The sequence below is a fragment of the Rhodococcus sp. 5G237 genome, assembly GCF_053764735.1.
This window is the reverse complement of the sequence record NZ_JBSNCD010000008.1, coordinates 65,951-82,431: the sequence shown is the minus strand read 5'-3', so window position 1 is coordinate 82,431 and position 16,481 is coordinate 65,951. Positions and strand designations below refer to the sequence as shown.

At 70.6% G+C, this 16,481-nt stretch carries 13 protein-coding genes; 3 read left to right on the top strand and 10 right to left on the bottom strand.

Annotated elements, in window-relative coordinates; all coding sequences use genetic code 11:
* Nucleotides 1-39 precede the first annotated feature (39 nt).
* A complete protein-coding gene (gene glmS, locus ACWPOC_RS19495) occupies nt 40-1,905 on the bottom strand; it encodes a glutamine--fructose-6-phosphate transaminase (isomerizing) (protein ID WP_120279948.1) in 1,866 nt (621 codons plus the stop codon).
* A 128-nt stretch (nt 1,906-2,033) separates the two neighbouring features.
* Between glmS and ACWPOC_RS19490 the strand changes: the two genes are divergently transcribed.
* Nucleotides 2,034-2,882: an alpha/beta hydrolase family protein gene (locus ACWPOC_RS19490; protein ID WP_120279949.1), complete on the top strand. Its 849-nt coding sequence runs from the start codon at nt 2,034-2,036 to the stop codon at nt 2,880-2,882.
* 16 nt (nt 2,883-2,898) lie between these two features.
* Here the strand turns inward: ACWPOC_RS19490 and ACWPOC_RS19485 are convergent, their stop codons facing one another.
* The 9 genes from ACWPOC_RS19485 to eccCa form a co-directional block, all read right to left on the bottom strand.
* A complete protein-coding gene (locus ACWPOC_RS19485; RefSeq protein WP_455409191.1) occupies nt 2,899-3,888 on the bottom strand; it encodes a WXG100 family type VII secretion target in 990 nt (329 codons plus the stop codon).
* Nucleotides 3,885-4,292: a hypothetical protein gene (locus ACWPOC_RS19480; protein WP_120279951.1), complete on the bottom strand. Its 408-nt coding sequence runs from the start codon at nt 4,290-4,292 to the stop codon at nt 3,885-3,887. Before ACWPOC_RS19480 ends, ACWPOC_RS19485 begins: the two co-directional genes overlap by 4 nt.
* 118 nt (nt 4,293-4,410) lie before the next feature.
* The gene (gene glmM / locus ACWPOC_RS19475; RefSeq protein ID WP_120279952.1) at nt 4,411-5,751 is read right to left on the bottom strand and encodes a phosphoglucosamine mutase; all 1,341 of its coding nucleotides are present in this window, start codon (nt 5,749-5,751) and stop codon (nt 4,411-4,413) included.
* Between the two features lie 152 nt (nt 5,752-5,903).
* Entirely contained in the window at nt 5,904-6,407 is a 504-nt protein-coding gene (rpsI, locus tag ACWPOC_RS19470; RefSeq protein ID WP_006550056.1) for a 30S ribosomal protein S9, read from the bottom strand.
* On the bottom strand, nt 6,404-6,847 hold the full coding sequence (rplM, locus tag ACWPOC_RS19465; protein ID WP_006550055.1) for a 50S ribosomal protein L13: 444 nt from the start codon (nt 6,845-6,847) through the stop codon (nt 6,404-6,406). The genes rpsI and rplM overlap by 4 nt, the downstream gene beginning before the upstream one ends.
* Nucleotides 6,848-7,136: 289 nt before the next feature.
* Nucleotides 7,137-7,427: a WXG100 family type VII secretion target gene (locus ACWPOC_RS19460; protein WP_016690931.1), complete on the bottom strand. Its 291-nt coding sequence runs from the start codon at nt 7,425-7,427 to the stop codon at nt 7,137-7,139.
* Nucleotides 7,428-7,488: 61 nt separating this feature from the next.
* Nucleotides 7,489-7,842 (bottom strand): WXG100 family type VII secretion target, encoded by a 354-nt coding sequence (locus ACWPOC_RS19455; RefSeq protein ID WP_225623589.1) that lies wholly within the window; start codon nt 7,840-7,842, stop codon nt 7,489-7,491.
* 130 nt (nt 7,843-7,972) lie between these two features.
* Nucleotides 7,973-9,487, bottom strand: a complete 1,515-nt coding sequence (locus tag ACWPOC_RS19450; protein WP_455409190.1) for a type VII secretion-associated protein — start codon at nt 9,485-9,487, stop codon at nt 7,973-7,975.
* Complete coding sequence (eccCa, locus tag ACWPOC_RS19445; RefSeq protein ID WP_455409189.1) at nt 9,487-13,470, bottom strand: type VII secretion protein EccCa; 3,984 nt, start codon at nt 13,468-13,470, stop codon at nt 9,487-9,489. Before eccCa ends, ACWPOC_RS19450 begins: the two co-directional genes overlap by 1 nt.
* 195 nt (nt 13,471-13,665) lie before the next feature.
* Here eccCa and eccD point away from each other — a divergent pair, with 195 nt between their 5' ends.
* Together eccD and mycP are read left to right on the top strand one after the other, a co-directional pair.
* A complete protein-coding gene (gene eccD / locus ACWPOC_RS19440) occupies nt 13,666-15,117 on the top strand; it encodes a type VII secretion integral membrane protein EccD (protein ID WP_455409188.1) in 1,452 nt (483 codons plus the stop codon).
* Nucleotides 15,114-16,481: a type VII secretion-associated serine protease mycosin gene (mycP, locus tag ACWPOC_RS19435; protein WP_183070544.1), complete on the top strand. Its 1,368-nt coding sequence runs from the start codon at nt 15,114-15,116 to the stop codon at nt 16,479-16,481. The genes eccD and mycP overlap by 4 nt, the downstream gene beginning before the upstream one ends.

Here is a 16,481-nt window from a genome sequence, read left to right as displayed (position 1 = left end):
CCCTACCCTGTCCCTCCTGCACCGGCGGCGGGTGGGCCGCTACTCGACGGTGACCGACTTGGCGAGGTTGCGGGGCTTGTCGACGTCGTAACCGCGGGCCTGCGCGACCTCCGCGGCGAAGACCTGCAACGGCACCGTCGACAACAGCGGCTGCAGCAGCGACGCCGACGACGGGATCTCGACGAGGTGATCGGCGAACGGCCGGACCGTCTCGTCGCCTTCCTCGGCGATGACGACGGTGACGGCTCCGCGGGCCTGGATCTCGCGGATGTTGCTGAGCAGCTTGCTGTGCAGCACGGCGCGGCCCTTCGGCGACGGCATGACGACGATGACGGGCAGCCCGTCCTCGATCAGCGCGATCGGGCCGTGCTTGAGCTCACCGGCGGCAAAACCCTCGGCGTGCATGTACGCCAGTTCCTTGAGCTTGAGCGCACCCTCGAGCGCGACCGGGTAGCCCACGTGCCGACCGAGGAACAGCACGGCCGGCGAGGCCGACAGCTCCCGCGCCAGCGCCCGCACCGGCTCCATGCCGGTCAGCAGCTCGGCGATCTTCTCCGGCATCGCCGCCAGGTCCTGGTATTCGCGGGCCACCTCGTCCGGATACTTCGTGCCGCGCGCCTGCGCCAGCGCCAGACCCACGAGGTAGTTCGCGGCCATCTGCGCCAGGAACGCCTTCGTCGACGCCACACCGATCTCCGGGCCGGTACGGGTGTAGAGCACCGCGTCGGCCTCCCGCGGGATCTGCGCGCCGTTGGTGTTGCACACCGCCAGCACCCGCGCCTTCTGATCCTTGGCGTGCCGGACCGCTTCGAGGGTGTCGGCGGTCTCCCCCGACTGCGAGATCGCCACGACCAGCGTGGACCGGTCGAGCACCGGATCGCGGTAGCGGAACTCCGAGGCCAGCTCGACCTCGACGGGCAGGCGGGTCCAGTGCTCGATCGCATACTTGGCGACCAGGCCCGAGTGATACGAGCTGCCGCAGGCGACGACGAACACCTTGTCGATGTCGCGCAGTTCCTGATCGGACAGGCGCTGCTCGTCGAGCACGATGCACCCGTCGACGAAGTGACCGCGCAACGTGTCGGCGACCGCGGCCGGCTGCTCCTCGATCTCCTTGAGCATGAAGTAGTCGTGGCCGCCCTTCTCGGCGGCGGCGAGATCCCAGTCGATGGTGAACGGACGCGTCGCCACGTCGGTGTTGCCGTCGAAGTCGGTGACCTCGTAGGAGTTGTTCGTGATCACCACGACCTGGTCCTGCCCGAGCTCGACCGCCTCCCGGGTGAACTCGATGAACGCCGCGACGTCCGAGGCGATGAACATCTCACCGTCGCCGACCCCGACGACCAGCGGCGTCGACCGACGCGCCGCGACGATCGTGCCCGGATGATCGGCGTGGGCGAAGACCAGCGTGAACGCACCCTGCAACCTGCGCAGCACACTGCGGGCGCTGTCGACGAAGTTGCCCGCCGTCGGGCCCTCGGCGTAGGCGCGGGCCACCAGGTGCACCGCGACCTCGGTGTCGGTGTCGCTGGCCAGCTCCACACCCGACTTCTCGAGCTCCTCACGCAGCGGCGCGAAGTTCTCGATGATGCCGTTGTGCACCACCGCGACCTTGCCGGTCGCGTCGCGATGCGGGTGCGCATTGCGGTCGGTGGGACGACCGTGGGTGGCCCACCGGGTGTGCCCCATCCCCGCGGTACCGGCGAAGTGCTCCTCGCCGATCTCGGCGAGCTCGGCCTCCAGATTGACCAGCCGCCCCGCCTTCCGCTCGACGGCCAGAGCGCCCTTGCCGTCGAGGATGGCGATTCCCGCCGAGTCGTAACCCCGGTACTCCATCCGCCGCAGCGCTTCCACCACGACGTCGAGAGCACGACGGTGCCCGACATAGCCCACGATTCCGCACATGCCTAGCAGGGTACTGGTCGACCCCCGCCCGGGAACAACACACCGGTGAGCCCGTACACGTGCATCGGGGCACGCCGTCCGGTACGCACCGACCCCGGCGGGCAGCGCCATCCGCTAACGTTCAGGCCGTGGCGGCGAACCCCAAGAAACTGGCTCAGGAACTCTCCCGGCGCGGCCCGCACTCGGTGCTGCGCGGCGACCTGGCGCTCGCCGGTCAGCCGGGTGTCGTGTACACCCCCGCGGAAGGCTTCGACCTGCCCGCGATCGCGTTCGGGCACGGCTGGCTCACCGGGGTCACGAAGTACACGAAGCTCTTCGAGCACCTCGCGTCCTGGGGAATCGTCGTGGGCGCGCCCAACACCGAGCGCGGACCGGTGCCGTCGGCGATCGGGTTGTCGACCGACCTGCTCACCACCCTCGACATCTGCACCGGCGTGCGTCTCGGTACCGGGCGGATCAGTGTCCATCCGTCGAAGCTCGCGCTGGTAGGCCACGGCTCGGGTGCCGGGTCGGCGGTGCTCGCCGCTGCGAGGCGTGAGGTCGCGGCCGTCGCTGCGCTCTATTCCTCGCCCGTCTCCCCCGCCGCCTCCGAGGCGGCCGGCCGCGTGCGGGCACCGGGCCTCGTCCTCGTCGGTGAGAAGAGCATCGGGTCGATGACCAGCGACGCCGTTGCGGTCGCCCGGGGCTGGGGCAGCGACGACGTGCAGCTGCGGGTCGTCGACAAGGCGAACGACGAAGGACTCGTCGAGGGGCGCCGCCTGCTCGGAGCTCTCGGCGTCGGTGGTGCCGAGCGTCGCACCCAGGAACGCACTCGTGCGCTGCTCACCGGCTTCCTGCTGCACCGTCTCACGGGCGACAAGACGTACGCGATCTTCTCCGACCTCACCACCGAGCTGCCCGGCTCCACGGTGATCTCCGACCCCGACGTCGTCGATCGCGATCTCGGCACGCAGGTCAACCTGCTCCTCGGGCGCTGACGCACCGTCGTTCGCGTCACAGCGGTCCGGCTTCCGCGAGCACGACTCCCGCATCGCCCGCGTCGTTCTCGTCCTGCCGGTGGTCGTCCTCGACCGGTCCTGAGGCATGTTCGCGTCTGCGTTCGCCCGGGCGGATCCCGGGAACCGTCAGCAGTGCACCTTGATTCGGCGGATCGCTCGGTCCGTGCCGCATCGTCCCGTCGTCGACGACGGGAGCCACCGTCCCGGCACCGGACGCACCCACGGCCGCCCCGGCGCCCTCGGCGACGCGTTCGGTGGTCGTCGCCAGGTCGGTGACAGTGCCGGCGATCCGGTGGCCGGCCCCCTCACACGCCCCGAGCACCACGGCGACGGCGTCCCGGACGGCCGGGACCAGACGTTCTTCGACCCATCTCCGGCACTCGGCGGCAGGGTCGCCCACGTTGCTACCGGGCGGGTCGCCCACGTTGCTACCGGGCGGGTCGCCGAACCAGCGGGCATGCTCCTCTGGGCTCGGTCCGTGCGGGCCGCCGCTCGCTCCGGCGACGATCGTGTCGATCTCGTCCCTCGTGCGACCGTCGACGGCGCGTTCCGCGAGATCCCCGACAACGCGGGCCTTCTCACGCAACGCCGCGGCGATCGCGGTGGCGGCCGACTCCAGAGCGACCGCGAGATCGGTCAGCGACGCACACAACGCCACTCCGGCACGGACGGTGGTCGTCAGCTCGGCGCGAGCCCGGTCGGCGGCGGATCCGTCCCACGACTCGTCGAGTTGCTGCAGGAGGCGACGCTGTTCGTCGGTCCGACGACCGAGCGAGGTCGCGAGCGAGCGCGTCGTGGCGGCGTCGTCGGCGAGGGCGGGCAACGAGAGAGCACGTTCCTCGTCGTAACGTGCCCGGACGTCTGCGACGCAACAGCCGGACTCGAGCCCGAGAGTGTGCAGGGACTGCACGAGGTCGATCAGACGGGCCAGGCCGGGCGCTCCCGCGTCGAGGATGTCGCCTGCGCTCTCGGGCGAGGTCCTCACGGCTGCCGGGTCCCTGCGTCGCCGAACCCGGCACTGTCGAGGTCGGCACCGGTCACAGCGGTGAGGGCGATGACGGTCGCGTCGTCCTGGTGCCGGTAGGTGTCCGCCACGACGCGCAACGCGTCGGCATGCGCCTGCACGGTCGCCGCCCAGCTCTCACACGCAGCACGCATCCTGCGATAGCCGGTCTCGACGCGGACGCCGGCCGCCCGATGCGTCGATCCGGCACCGCCGCCGTCGAAGACGAGACCACCGAAGCCGCGACGGATCCCGGCGTCGGCGTCCTCGGCGACCTCCGCGAGTCGTGCCGCGACGGCGCGCACCGCCTCGTCGTCGAACCTGATCGTGCCGTGCTGTGTAGCTGTGTCGTGCTGCGCTGCCGTGTCGTGCTGCTGTGTGTCCATGTCCGCCCTTCGCCCACCGAACCCTCTCGAAGGGTTAGGACGCAGCGCGGGGCGATCCGGTTCCACCGCAGCGGCACTGCGAGCGGAAGGCGGCGGCGATGTGCAGGGACCGCGCAGGTCAGACGGCGGCGACGACTCCCGCGAGACGGTCGGCGACCGCCCGGGCGTGATCGTCGTCGGCGGCTTCGACCATGACGCGCACAAGCTGCTCGGTGCCCGACGGACGCAGCAGCACCCGGCCGGTCTCACCGAGTTCGCGCTCGGCCTCCGCGACCGCGTCCGCCACCGCAGGATCGTTCGCGACGGCGACCTTGTCGTGGACCCGCACGTTCACGAGGACCTGCGGAAGCGATGTCATCACCGAGGCGAGCTTCGCGAGCGGCAGACCCGTCGTGGCGATCCGCTCCATCAGGCGCAGACCCGTGAGCACGCCGTCGCCGGTCGTACCGTGCGCGGGCAGGACGATGTGACCGGACTGCTCACCGCCGAGGCCGTAGCCACCGCGGCGGAGCTCCTCGAGCACGTAGCGGTCACCCACACCGACGGTGCGCACCTGGATTCCCGCCGCCCGCATCGCGAGATGCAGACCGAGATTGCTCATCACCGTGGCGACGAGGGTGTCGTCGGGAAGTTCACCGGCTTCGTGCATGCCGAGGGCGAGGATCGCCATGATCGCGTCGCCGTCGACCACCGTGCCGGTCGCGTCGACGGCGAGGCAGCGGTCGGCGTCGCCGTCGTGCGCGAGACCGAGGTCGGCGCCGTGCTCGAGCACGGCCTGCTGCAGCACGGACAGGTGCGTGGATCCACAGCCGTCGTTGATGTTCAATCCGTCGGGTTCGGCGTTGATCGCGATCACCGTCGCACCCGCGGCCGCATAGGCGGCCGGGCCGGCCTGCGAGGCGGCGCCGTGCGCGCAGTCGACCACCACGGTCGTACCGGTGAGCGGCTTGTGCACGGCCGTCGCGAGATGCGCGAGGTAACGTTCGAGGGCGTCGGACACGACGCGTACCCGGCCGATGCCGGAGCCGGTGGGGCGTGCGGCGCTCTCGGCGTCGCCGTGCAGCACCGCTTCGATCCGGTCCTCGGCCTCGTCGTCGAGCTTGTGCCCGCCGGCCGCGAAGATCTTGATGCCGTTGTCGGGCATGGGATTGTGCGACGCGGAGATCATCACGCCGAGGTCGGCGCCGTAGTCACCCGTGAGGTACGCGACCGCAGGGGTGGGCAGCACGCCCACCGACACCACGTCGACTCCGGCTGCGGTGAGTCCGGCCGTGACGGCCGCCTCGAGCATCTCCCCGCTCGCGCGTGGATCTCGACCCACGACCGCGACCGGTCGCCGCTCGGCACCCTGCGGGGCCAGGACCGCTGCCGCAGCGCCTGCCAGGCGTACTGCCAGCTCCACTGTGAGCTCGGCGTTGGCCAAGCCCCGGACTCCGTCGGTGCCGAACAACCGACCCATGTACACAGCCTCCCAGTCGTGTGCGGCCCCCGCCGCGGGTGTCGATAGAGGACAGAATGCACGAAAGCAGGCGCCGGTAGGAGATGTCTACCGACGCCTGCTCTCGTGGTGGAACAGGTGCCGACTCTGACGAAATCAGCGTCGGCGGCACATCAGCGCTTGGAGTACTGCGATGCCTTACGGGCCTTCTTCAGGCCGTACTTCTTGCGCTCGACGGCACGCGGGTCACGCGTGAGGAAGCCGGCGCGCTTGAGCGCGGGGCGATCCTCGGGGGTGACCTCGGTGAGTGCACGCGCGATGGCGAGACGCAGCGCGCCGGCCTGGCCGGACGGGCCGCCGCCGTGCAGGCGTGCGTGGATGTCGAACGACTCGGTGCGCTCGACCGTCACCAGAGGCGACTTCACGAGCTGCTGGTGCACCTTGTTCGGGAAGTAGTCCTCGATGGTGCGGCCGTTGAGGGTGAAGTTGCCGGTGCCGGGCACGAGACGGACGCGGACGACAGCCTCCTTACGGCGACCGACGGTCTGGACCGGACGGTCGAACACGATCGGGGCAGCAGGTGCCTCGACGACGTCCTCGACGTACTCGTCTGCAGCGACCTCGACGTTCTCGACGTACTCTTCGGGGTTCACGTTCTGTTCCTCGGGCGTCGTCACTGTGCCACCTGCTTGATCTCGAACGGCACCGGCTGCTGCGCGGCGTGGGGGTGGTTCGGGCCCGCGTAGACCTTCAGCTTCTTCGCGATGGCGCGACCGAGCTTGTTCTTCGGGAGCATGCCGGTGACGGCCTTCTCCACGAGGCGGTCGGGGTTCTTCTCGAGAACCTCGCCGACGGAACGAGCCCGCAGACCGCCCGGGTGACCGGAGTGGCTGTAGAGGAACTTGTCGGTCCGCTTGTTGCCGGAGACGGCAACCTTGTCGGCGTTGATGATGACGACGAAGTCACCACCGTCGACGTGCGGCGCGAATGTGGGCTTGTGCTTTCCGCGGAGCAGGTTTGCCGCCTGCACCGCGAGGCGGCCGAGCACCACGTCGGTGGCGTCGATGACGTGCCACTGATGGGTCACGTCGCCGGCCTTCGGTGTGTACGTAGACACAGATCTTCCTCGTCTATCGTTTCGCTGCTGGCCTGCATGCCGACGGTTGCCACGCCCGGCGGCCAGTTGGGACCCGGGAGAGGTGTTCGTCGCGCCACAGGGCACGACGACGTGCGACACGCCGAGGGGACACTCTACCGGGCGGACGCAGGGCCGGTCAAAGCGCCGCAGCAACCCTGACCCCGATCACCCCCGGCCGGAGCACCCCGGAAGCAGCAGCACGTCCCGGCGGCCTCTCCACCACCGGGACGTGACAGCGCCGGATCAGCTCGGATCCGGCGGACCCGGATCAGCCCGGGAAGCGCTGCTGGTTCAGTCGCTCGACCTCCTGCATGTTGTCGTTACCGGTCGAGACCACCCGACCGATGTCGTGCAGCACCTGGATGAGGCCGGCCTCGGCCTCGTTCCAGCGCGCCTGCGTGGCGGCGTAGCGCTCCTGCGCCCCGCTGTCCCAGGTGGCGATGAGGGGCGCCACCTGCCCCTCGATGCGGTCGAGCGTCGCCTCGATCGCCTTCTGACCGGACACGAGCTGGGCGTGCAGGTCGGCGACGCCGGCGAAGTTCTGATAGATCTCGGACACGGATCGTTCTCCTTGTTCTCGAATGTGTGCCGGAGGGGCTGTGTGCCGGAAGGAGCGGGGATCAGGTGAACGACCCGTTGAGCACCGAACCACCGTCGGGGTCGATCGCCGACAGGGACTGGGCCTGCTGGTCCTCGGCCGCGGCGTACGACCGTCCACTGGTGCGCACGGCTTCTGCCAGTTCGTCCAGGGCGTTCGACAGCTTGGTGTGGTTGACGTTCCAGCGCTCCATGATTCCGGCGAACTGTTCCGCCGAGCGGCTCCGCCAGACCGACGGCGCGGACTGCACCACGCCCGTCAGGCGACCGAGGATCGCGTCGAGTTCGGCGCGGGAGTCCTGGAGTTGTCCCGCGACGACCTCCATGGTCGTCACATCGGTGGTGAGGTGATTCGAATTGCCGGTCGGTTGGGTCAACGGCGTACTCCTTCGCTCGTGCGTGGATCATCCGGCTCGGCGTCGAGCCGGTCCTGGCTCCTACATGTGGTTGGACGCACCCGATCCGGTATCGGTTCCGCGCCTTCCGAAATTCGTGGACTTTCTTTTCTCACCCGACCCGGAGGGTGTGGACGGCCTGCTCGCACTCGCTGCGGATACGGGTCCATTCCTCCTCGAGGTACTGGCACCCCACCGAGACCTGAAGTCCCGGGAAGACCAGGACCGACCACCGCACCACCGAGTAGTCGTCGGGAACCTCGGTGTACGCCACGACCTTGCGGTCGGCGAAGGTCGTGTCGGTGTCGAGGTCGCGGATGACCGGTGCGCGTTCGGCGGCTCGTTCCGCCAACGCGGAGGCGACCGAGCGCTCGTCGGTCCCGTCTGGGAGATCGCGGTACACGACCAGGATCCGGCGATCGGTTCCGCCGACCGGTATCAGTTCCGCGCGACCCGCGGGCACGGTCGCGGGGTCGCGGACGCGCCAGCCCTCCGGCAGGTCGAGGTGCAGCGGACCGGCGTCGATCCGCGTCGACGGGGAGGGACCGGTGTCGGCGGCCGACTCCGGCTCACGAGCGTCGGTCGGTGTCTCCTCTGCAGCAACGACTTCCGGTGGATCCGGAATCTCCGCGTCTCCGCCTTCTCCGGTGAGTAGCAGCCACAGGAAGATCGCAGCGGCGAGCAGGAACGGAACCGCCGCCCCGGCGACGACCAGGGTGCGCACCGTGCCGGCCCGCCCGGCACGAGGGGGATCCGGGCGTGCGCGCACCTCGCTCAACCACGGCAACGTCCTGTCGGGTACGTCGGTCGTCGGAGCGACGGCCGGGGCACTCGTGGTCGTTCCGGTTCCGGCCGGTGGCGTTGGAGGGCCGGTCACGGCGCCGAGCATCTCCGAGGCCGCGATGGGCACCACCCGCCGGCCCGCACCCACGAGATCGGTTGCAAGGGCGAACGATTCGACACCGTACGGTTCGCCCGGACCGCCGGTCACCACCACGACTTCCGGCCCTGCCCCGCCACACACCGAGGTCAGCAGGACCTCGAGTCGCGTCGCGGCGTCCGGGGAGTGCACGGACAGACCCGGATCGCGCGCGAGGCGTTCGACGGTCGGCCCGTCGGGTCCCGGCGGAGCGATGCTCACGGCGGTGGCTCCCCCGGCCGCGAATTCGAGCACCGTGCACCGCTCGTGCGGCGCAGGATCGGCGGCGCGCGCGGCAGCCACGGCGACCGGGAGCAGGATCGTATCGCCCGCGACCTGCCGCACGGCGGTCCGGAAGAGATCGCGTCGCCGCTCGTTCCACCAGGTGGGGTGTATCGCGCACGCCACCCCGCCGGTGTCCGGTGCACCCACGGTCGCTGCGGCGTAGGAGACGAGCCCGCTCAGCAGTTCTCCGAGTTCGGTCTCCCCTCCGACCGCGGCCGCATCCACGAGTTCCGTGACATCCACGACGTCTGCGACGCCGACCGGCTCCGACTGTTCCTCCGCTGCCGCTCCGTAGACCCGCCGGTCGCCGAGTTCCGCTGCGAGAGCGGGCACGCTGCGCGTGGTTCCGGGCCACCCGATGTGGACGGACCCGGGTGTCAGCGTGAACGCGACCGCGACGACCGTCTCGTCCCGAATCGCCATCACACCTCCGGCGCCCAGGCGGTCTGGACGAGCGCCGTGCCGTCGCGTCGTACGAGCGTGCCGCGGCCCGGCGGCATCGGCGACGGACGGACCGCGCCGACGAGCGCTCCCTCGTCGCGGCTACCGCTCATGATCAGACCCGGAGTCGACAACTCCCGCAGGCGCCCGAGGATCGGTTCGTACATCGCGCGTCCGGCACCACCCGAGCGACGCGCGACCACCAGGTGCAGACCGATGTCGCGTCCCTGCGGGAGATAGTCGAGCAACGGCAGCAGCGGATTCTGGCCCGAGGTGGCGACCATGTCGTAGTCGTCGATCACCACGAAGACTTCGGGTCCGGTCCACCACGATCGATCGCGCAGCTGTTGTTGCGTCGTGTCGGGGCCCGGCAACCGGCGCTCGAAGATTCCGGCGAGTTCGCGGACCATGGCCGCGAAGACCGTCGCCGACGGGGCATATCCCCCCAGATGGTCGCCGCCGACGACGCCGAGCAGCGTGCGGCGGTAGTCGCCGACGATGATCCTGGTCTGCGCACCGCTGCCGGCTTCGACCAGTCCGCGGCACAGCCCTCGCAGCAGATTGGTCTTGCCGCATTCCGAGTCGCCGAAGATCAACAGGTGCGGATGGTCGGTGAAATCCACCGATACGGGCGCGAGTTCGGATTCGTCGATGCCGATCGGGACGGAGAGCCGGGTCGCCGGGGACGCGTCGGCCGGTGGCGGCCACCCTGCGGGCAGAGCTGCGAGGAGGTCGGATCGGTCGATGCGTTCGGGCAGCATGCGCACCGGCGGCGCCGAACGCCCCGGCGTGGCAGCACGGACGGCCTCGACCGCCGCCGCGACCCCGACCGCGAGATCGGCCGGATCGGAGCTTCCGTCCACCCGGGGCAGCGCCCCCAGGATGTGCAGGCCGTCGCGGTCGATACCGCGTCCCGGCCGCCCTTCCGGCACCATCGCCGCTCTCTTTCGGCCGTACTCGGAGTCGGACGGGTCGCCGAGGCGGAGTTCGAGCCGTGTACCCAGCAGGTCGCGCATGGCGGGCCTCACGTCACCCCAACGCGGGGCGCTGAGCACCACGTGGATGCCGTAGGACAGGCCCTGAGCGGCCAGGATCCCGATCGTCTGTTCCAGCGCCTCGAAGTCCTGCCGGATGCTGGGCCAGCCGTCGACGACGAGGAAGACGTCGCCGAACGGATCGTCGGTGGCCGGTGCGACCGCGTCGGCGCGCATCCGCCGCAGCTGGGCCATGGACTCGATACCGTTCTCGGCGAAGGACCGTTCGCGACGACGCAGCAGCGACATCATCTCCGCGACCGTGCGGCGCACCCGGTCGGTGTCGTGCCGCCCCGCGACGGAACCGACGTGCGGCAGGCCGGCCAGACCGGACAACGTGCCACCACCGAAATCGAGACCGTAGAACTGCACCTGTTCGGCGGTGTGCGTGAGGGCCATCGACAGGACGAGGCTGCGCAGCAGTGTGGACTTTCCGGACTGCGGGCCGCCGACCACCACGACATTGCCGGCCGACCCGGACAGATCGACCACCAGCGGGTCGCGGCGTTGCTCGAACGGCCGGTCGACGACACCGACGACGGTGCGCAGGACTGCGTGACGCGGCACGTCGCCGGTGAGCACCGACCTGGGCAACAGCATGTCGAGCGACGGGGAGTCGTCGAGCGGAGGAAGCCACACCTCGTGCGCCGGTGTTCCGTGCCCCCGGATCCGGTCGACGACCACCTCGAGCACGCTCCGACCGTCGCCCGCGGGAAGAACCGGGAGCGGCTCCGTGACCGGGGCGGGCGGACCGGCGTCGACCGGCACCGCCCGCGCGGTGAAGAGCCGGGGCCGGGACGTGCCGGCCGGCACCGCCGATCGGGTGCGCCGGGTGGGGCGGCCGGGCTCGTACGGTCCCGAGACGTACGCCGCGGAGAAACGCTGGATGTCGGCGGAATCGGTCCGCAGATATCCGGCGCCGGGTGTCGACGGCAGATGGTAGGCGTCGGGAACACCGAGGACGCTCCGCGATTCGTTGGCGGAGAAGGTCTTCAGGCCGATGCGGTACGACAGGTGGCTGTCGAGACCGCGGAGACGCCCCTCGTCGAGTCGTTGGCTGGCGAGCAGCAGGTGCATGTGCAGCGACCGGCCCAGACGTCCGATCGCCGCGAAGAGGTCGGCGAATTCGGGCTGTTGAGAGAGCAGTTCGGAGAACTCGTCGACCACGATGAACAGCGCGGGCAGCGGGTCGAGCGGTGCACCTGCAGCCCTGGCCTTCTCGTAGTCGCCGACGTTGGCGAAATTGCCTGCGGTCCGGAGTAGTTCCTGACGGCGGTTCATCTCGCCTTCGAGGGCGTCCTTCATGCGGTCGACCATCGCGATCTCGTCGGCGAGGTTGGTGATCACCGCCGCGACGTGCGAGATCCGGTCCAGACCGAGGAAGGTCGCGCCGCCCTTGAAGTCCACGAGGACCAGGTTGAGCGCCTCCGGTGGGTGCGTCGCCACGAGACCGAGGACCAGCGTCCGCAGGAATTCGCTCTTTCCCGAACCGGTTGCGCCGATGCACAATCCGTGCGGTCCCATCCCGTTCTCGGCGGCCTCCTTGAGGTCGAGTTCGACGGGCGCACCGTCGATGCCGACACCGATCGGTACCCGCAGGCGGTCTCGTCCGCGGCGCGGCGCCCATGCCTGCGCGGGGTCGAAGCGGGCCACGTCCCCGAGTCCCAGGAGCTCCTGCCAGTTCGACGGCCGGTCGTCGCCGGCGCTCTCGTCCATCGCCCCGCTCGTCACCCGGTACGGCGCGAGGAGTCTGGCCAGCGTCTGTGTCTGCGGAGTCCCGATGCCGTCGGCATCGGCGAAGATGTCGACATCGGTGCCGGTGGCGACCCCGACCCGTCCGTCCTCGACCACCAGGCGCAGGCCGCGCGTCGCGCTGAGCCGCGTGGCGTAACCGGAGAGGTCGAGCACGGTCATCGCGTCGAGACCGTCGTCGAGCACCCCCGAACCCGATCCCGTGACCCCGCCGTCGACGACCACGACGAGATGCACGGCCCCCTCGGTGGCCGGGGCGTTCCGGACGAATCTGCTGCGACCGGCGAGGACCGCCGCGAGATCGGTCTCGAGTTCGAACAGCGAACCGAACACCGTGCGTGCACTGCCCGCACCGTCGCGCAGGACGGGGTTCTGTGCGTGCGGCAGCCACTTGATCCATTCCCATTCCGCGGCGGTGTCGGGCCCGCACACGACGGCGACCTGCAGCGTGTCGGGACCGTGGAAGGTGCACGCCTGCGCGAGCATCGCCCGCGCGAGCGAGCGCGCCGCGCCGCGATCGCCCTCGATGCCGATCGCGGCGAAACCCCGCAGCGACACGGCCGTGGGCAGCGCCTGCACCACCGAGTGCGCACGCACGAACCTGCGCAGCGAGAGGGCGGCGACGGGTTCGAGATCCTCGACCGGTCCGGTGTCCGGAGGCACGAGCCGGGTCGCGAGTCGCTGCCCGCCGCGCCCCACCCTGAGGTGGCCGAAGTCGGGATCGGTGCTGCGTCGCTCCCACATCCGGACGGTGCCGGCGAGGGTCCACAGCAGGGCCGGGTCGGGATGCGACCATTCGAGCGCCCGACGTTGTTCGTGCGCCGTCTCGGTGACCTCGCGCCGGAGCTGGTCGAGATAGCGCAGATAGTCCTTGCGGTCCTCGTTCGCCTCGGCGGTCTTCGTTGCCCCGCTGCGACCACTGTTGGCGAGCATGCCCACCAGGGACACGACCATCATGAGGGGGAAGATCATCGCCATGGGGCTGCGTGCGGCGCCGGTGGTGAACATCAGCGCGACCATCCCGATCATCGCCGCGACCATCACGAGCGGGAGCAGTCTGGTCACCAGATTGCCGGGCGTGGCCCGGGGGATGTCCGGTGGCGGTTGGACACTCACCTCGCCGCTGGGAACGCGCGGTGCCTCCCGCCGTGCTCTGCGCACGAAACGCACGGTACTCACGTTCGTCACCCCCCGGAACGCCGTCGGCCGCCCCCTACGGCCCCACGGTCGTGGAAGACTAACCCATGGCGGCGACCTTCCGTGCTCCTGCTCGCCCGTCGGTCCCTCGACGGACAACTCGGGCACGACACCGGTCGGGACGATGTCGTATGGTCTGCGTCGTTCGGACTGCAGTGACGGGGGGAACCGAGGCCGATGACATCTGTGCGTGCGCGATCCGAGACCCCGGGGCAGGTGGGCGCCCCGGATCTGTGCCGGATCACCGTGCTCGCCCGCCACACCGAGGTCGATCTCGCGCTGCCCCTCGACGTTCCGGTGGCGCTGCTGCTCCCGGGGATCGTGGATCTCGTCGCCGGCCACCGGCCCGACAACGACTTCGACGCGACACCCGAACGCTCGGAACCCGACGGCTGGGCACTCGCCCGGATCGGTCGGGCCCCGCTGTCCGGTGTGCTGAGTCTCGACGAGCACGGCGTCCGCGACGGGGAGATCCTCGTCCTGGAGGATGCCGGATCCCCCGCTCCTCCACCGTTGTTCGACGACGTCATGTACAGCGTCGCGGCCTCGGACCGGACCACGACGCCGTGGGGTGCGGGCCCGTCGGGTCTCATCGCGGCCGTCCTGGGTCCGGTCGCCCTCGCCGCGGGCTGCGTACCGTTGCTGTTCCTGCCCGACGGCGCGAGCCGTCTCACCCTCGGAGCCGTGTGCGCCGCACTGCCTCTCCTGGTGCTGCTCGCCGCAGGCATCCTCGCCCGGCTCCACGACGATCGACGGACCGCGACCGCGCTGCTGTGGTGCACCTTCCCGCTCGCAGCGACGGCCGGTGCGCTGCTCGTTCCCGGCGAATCGCCGGCGCCGCGTCTCGTCCTCGCCGCGGCACTGACCGGTGCGGTCGCAGTGCTCGCCGTACGTGTCACCCGCATCGGCCTCGCACCGTGCACGGCGGTCGCCGCGACCGCCGCGGGTGTCGTCGTGACGGCCACCCTCGCATCGACCACCGATCTCGATGCGCGCGCCCTCGGAGCCGGAACGGTGGTGGTGGCGTTGCTGGTCGCCGGCACGGCACCGCGCCTCGCGGCGATGCTCGCGAAACTTCCCATCCCTCCTGTCCCCGCTCCGGGCGCTCCGCTCGAACCGGAGACCACCGAGAGCAACGTGTCCGGGTTGCCGTCACCGGCGGAGCTCGAGCACCGCGCGGACCGGGCGCGCAGCGCGCTCACCGGGATCGTCCACGCCGTCGTCCTACTCACGGCGGGCGGAGCGTGGTGCGCCGCATTCCCGTGGGACGGAGAGGTGTCCGTCCCCGCGGTAGCACTGGCCGTGGCGTCGGCCGTGGTCCTGGTCTTCCGAGGCCGCACCTACACCGCGACTGCGCAGGCGGCTCCCCTCGTGGCGGGTGGCGCGGTACTGCTGCTCGGGCTGCTCGTCGGTGCGGCAGCGAGCCGAGCGTTGCCGCCGTGGGCGGTGTTCGCATCGGCTACGGGTCTCGCATGCGCCGGTTTCCTCTTCGGGGTGGTCGCGCCGCGACGGACGTTCACTCCGGTGCAACGCCGGATCGCCGAGATCGCCGAGTACGCGACCATCGCCACCGTCGTGCCGTTGGCCTGCTGGGTCGCCGGTGTGTACGCAGCGATCCGCGGACTGTGACGGTGCGGCTGTCAGGTCGGTTCGCGGTCCTGGTCCTCACTGCCCTGGTAGCGACCGTCACACCGGGTCTCGCGACCGCCGCGCCCCCGGTACCCGATCCGGCGCAACTACCCGTCGGCGCGACGCCTGCGCCTCCCGAGGCCACCGAGATGCGGGTGCTGTGCGCAGAACTGCCGGATGCTCCCGACGGACCGCAGACCCCTCGGGCACAACGCATCCTCGACTTCGCGTCCGTGTGGCCGATCACCCGGGGAGCCGGGCAGGTGGTCGCTGTCATCGACACCGGGGTCCATCCGCATCCGCGGTTGCCGGCCCCGATGCCGGGTGGCGACTACGTGTCCACGGGCGACGGCACCGAGGACTGCGACGCGCACGGCACCCTCGTCGCCGGGCTGATCGCAGCGCGGCCGACACCCGGATCGGGTTTCGCCGGTGGCGCACCCGACGTGGGGATCATCGCCATCCGCCAGTCGAGCGGCCATTTCTCCGACCGCTCCCGATCGGACGACGATGCCGCGCGCAACGCCTCCGGATACGGCGACGTACGGACCCTCGCAGCGGCCGTCCGACATGCGGTGGACCTCGGCGCCACCGTCGTCAACATCTCCGAGGTCGCCTGCCGGACGGTCGCAGAGGGCCTCGTCGACGGTCCGCTGGGAGCGGCGGTGCAGTACGCGACGGATGTGCACGACGCGGTCGTCGTCGCGGCGGCCGGCAACACCGACACCTGCCGCGAAGGCAATCCGCGCTCGGCGGATCCGGCCGATCCCGGTGCGGATCCGTGGGATTCGGTCGTCACCCTGGCATCACCGGCCTGGTACGACGAGTACGTCCTCACCGTCGGTGCGGTGGAGGACGACGGCACACCGGCGGAGTACAGCTTGCCCGGGCCATGGGTCGACGTCGCCGCTCCCGGGAGCGGGCTCGTCTCGCTCAATCCCGGCACCGATGGTCTGGCCGACCTGATCCCCGGCCCCCAGGGCGGCAGACCGGTGTCCGGGACGAGTTTCGCGGCGCCGCTCGTCGCGGCGACGGTCGCGCTGGTGCGCTCGCGGCACCCGCAGTTGTCCGCCCGGGAGGTGATGACGCGCATCGAGAACACCGCCCACTCCCCCGCGGAAGGATGGAATCCGCAGGTGGGGCACGGTGTCGTCGACCCGCTCGCCGCCGTCACCGCTCCGCTGCCGGCCGAGCGCGCGGAGCCGGTGCCGGCGGTTGCCGTCGCCGAGCCGACTCCTCCCCCGGTACCGGATCACCGGCCGCGCACCATCGCGCTGATCTCGGCTGCAGCCGTGATCGCCGCGACCGTCCTCGTTCTCGTCCTCACTGCACCGGCACGACGACTCGCCCGATCACGCACCTGA

Coding starts and splice junctions, on each gene's coding strand:
- glmS (WP_120279948.1), bottom strand. CDS start 1,905: ATGTGCGGAATCGTGGGCTATGTCGGGCACCGTCGTGCTCTCGACGTC.
- eccD (WP_455409188.1), top strand. CDS start 13,666: ATGACATCTGTGCGTGCGCGATCCGAGACCCCGGGGCAGGTGGGCGCC.
- ACWPOC_RS19480 (WP_120279951.1), bottom strand. CDS start 4,292: ATGGACACACAGCAGCACGACACGGCAGCGCAGCACGACACAGCTACA.
- glmM (WP_120279952.1), bottom strand. CDS start 5,751: ATGGGTCGGTTGTTCGGCACCGACGGAGTCCGGGGCTTGGCCAACGCC.
- ACWPOC_RS19450 (WP_455409190.1), bottom strand. CDS start 9,487: ATGGCGATTCGGGACGAGACGGTCGTCGCGGTCGCGTTCACGCTGACA.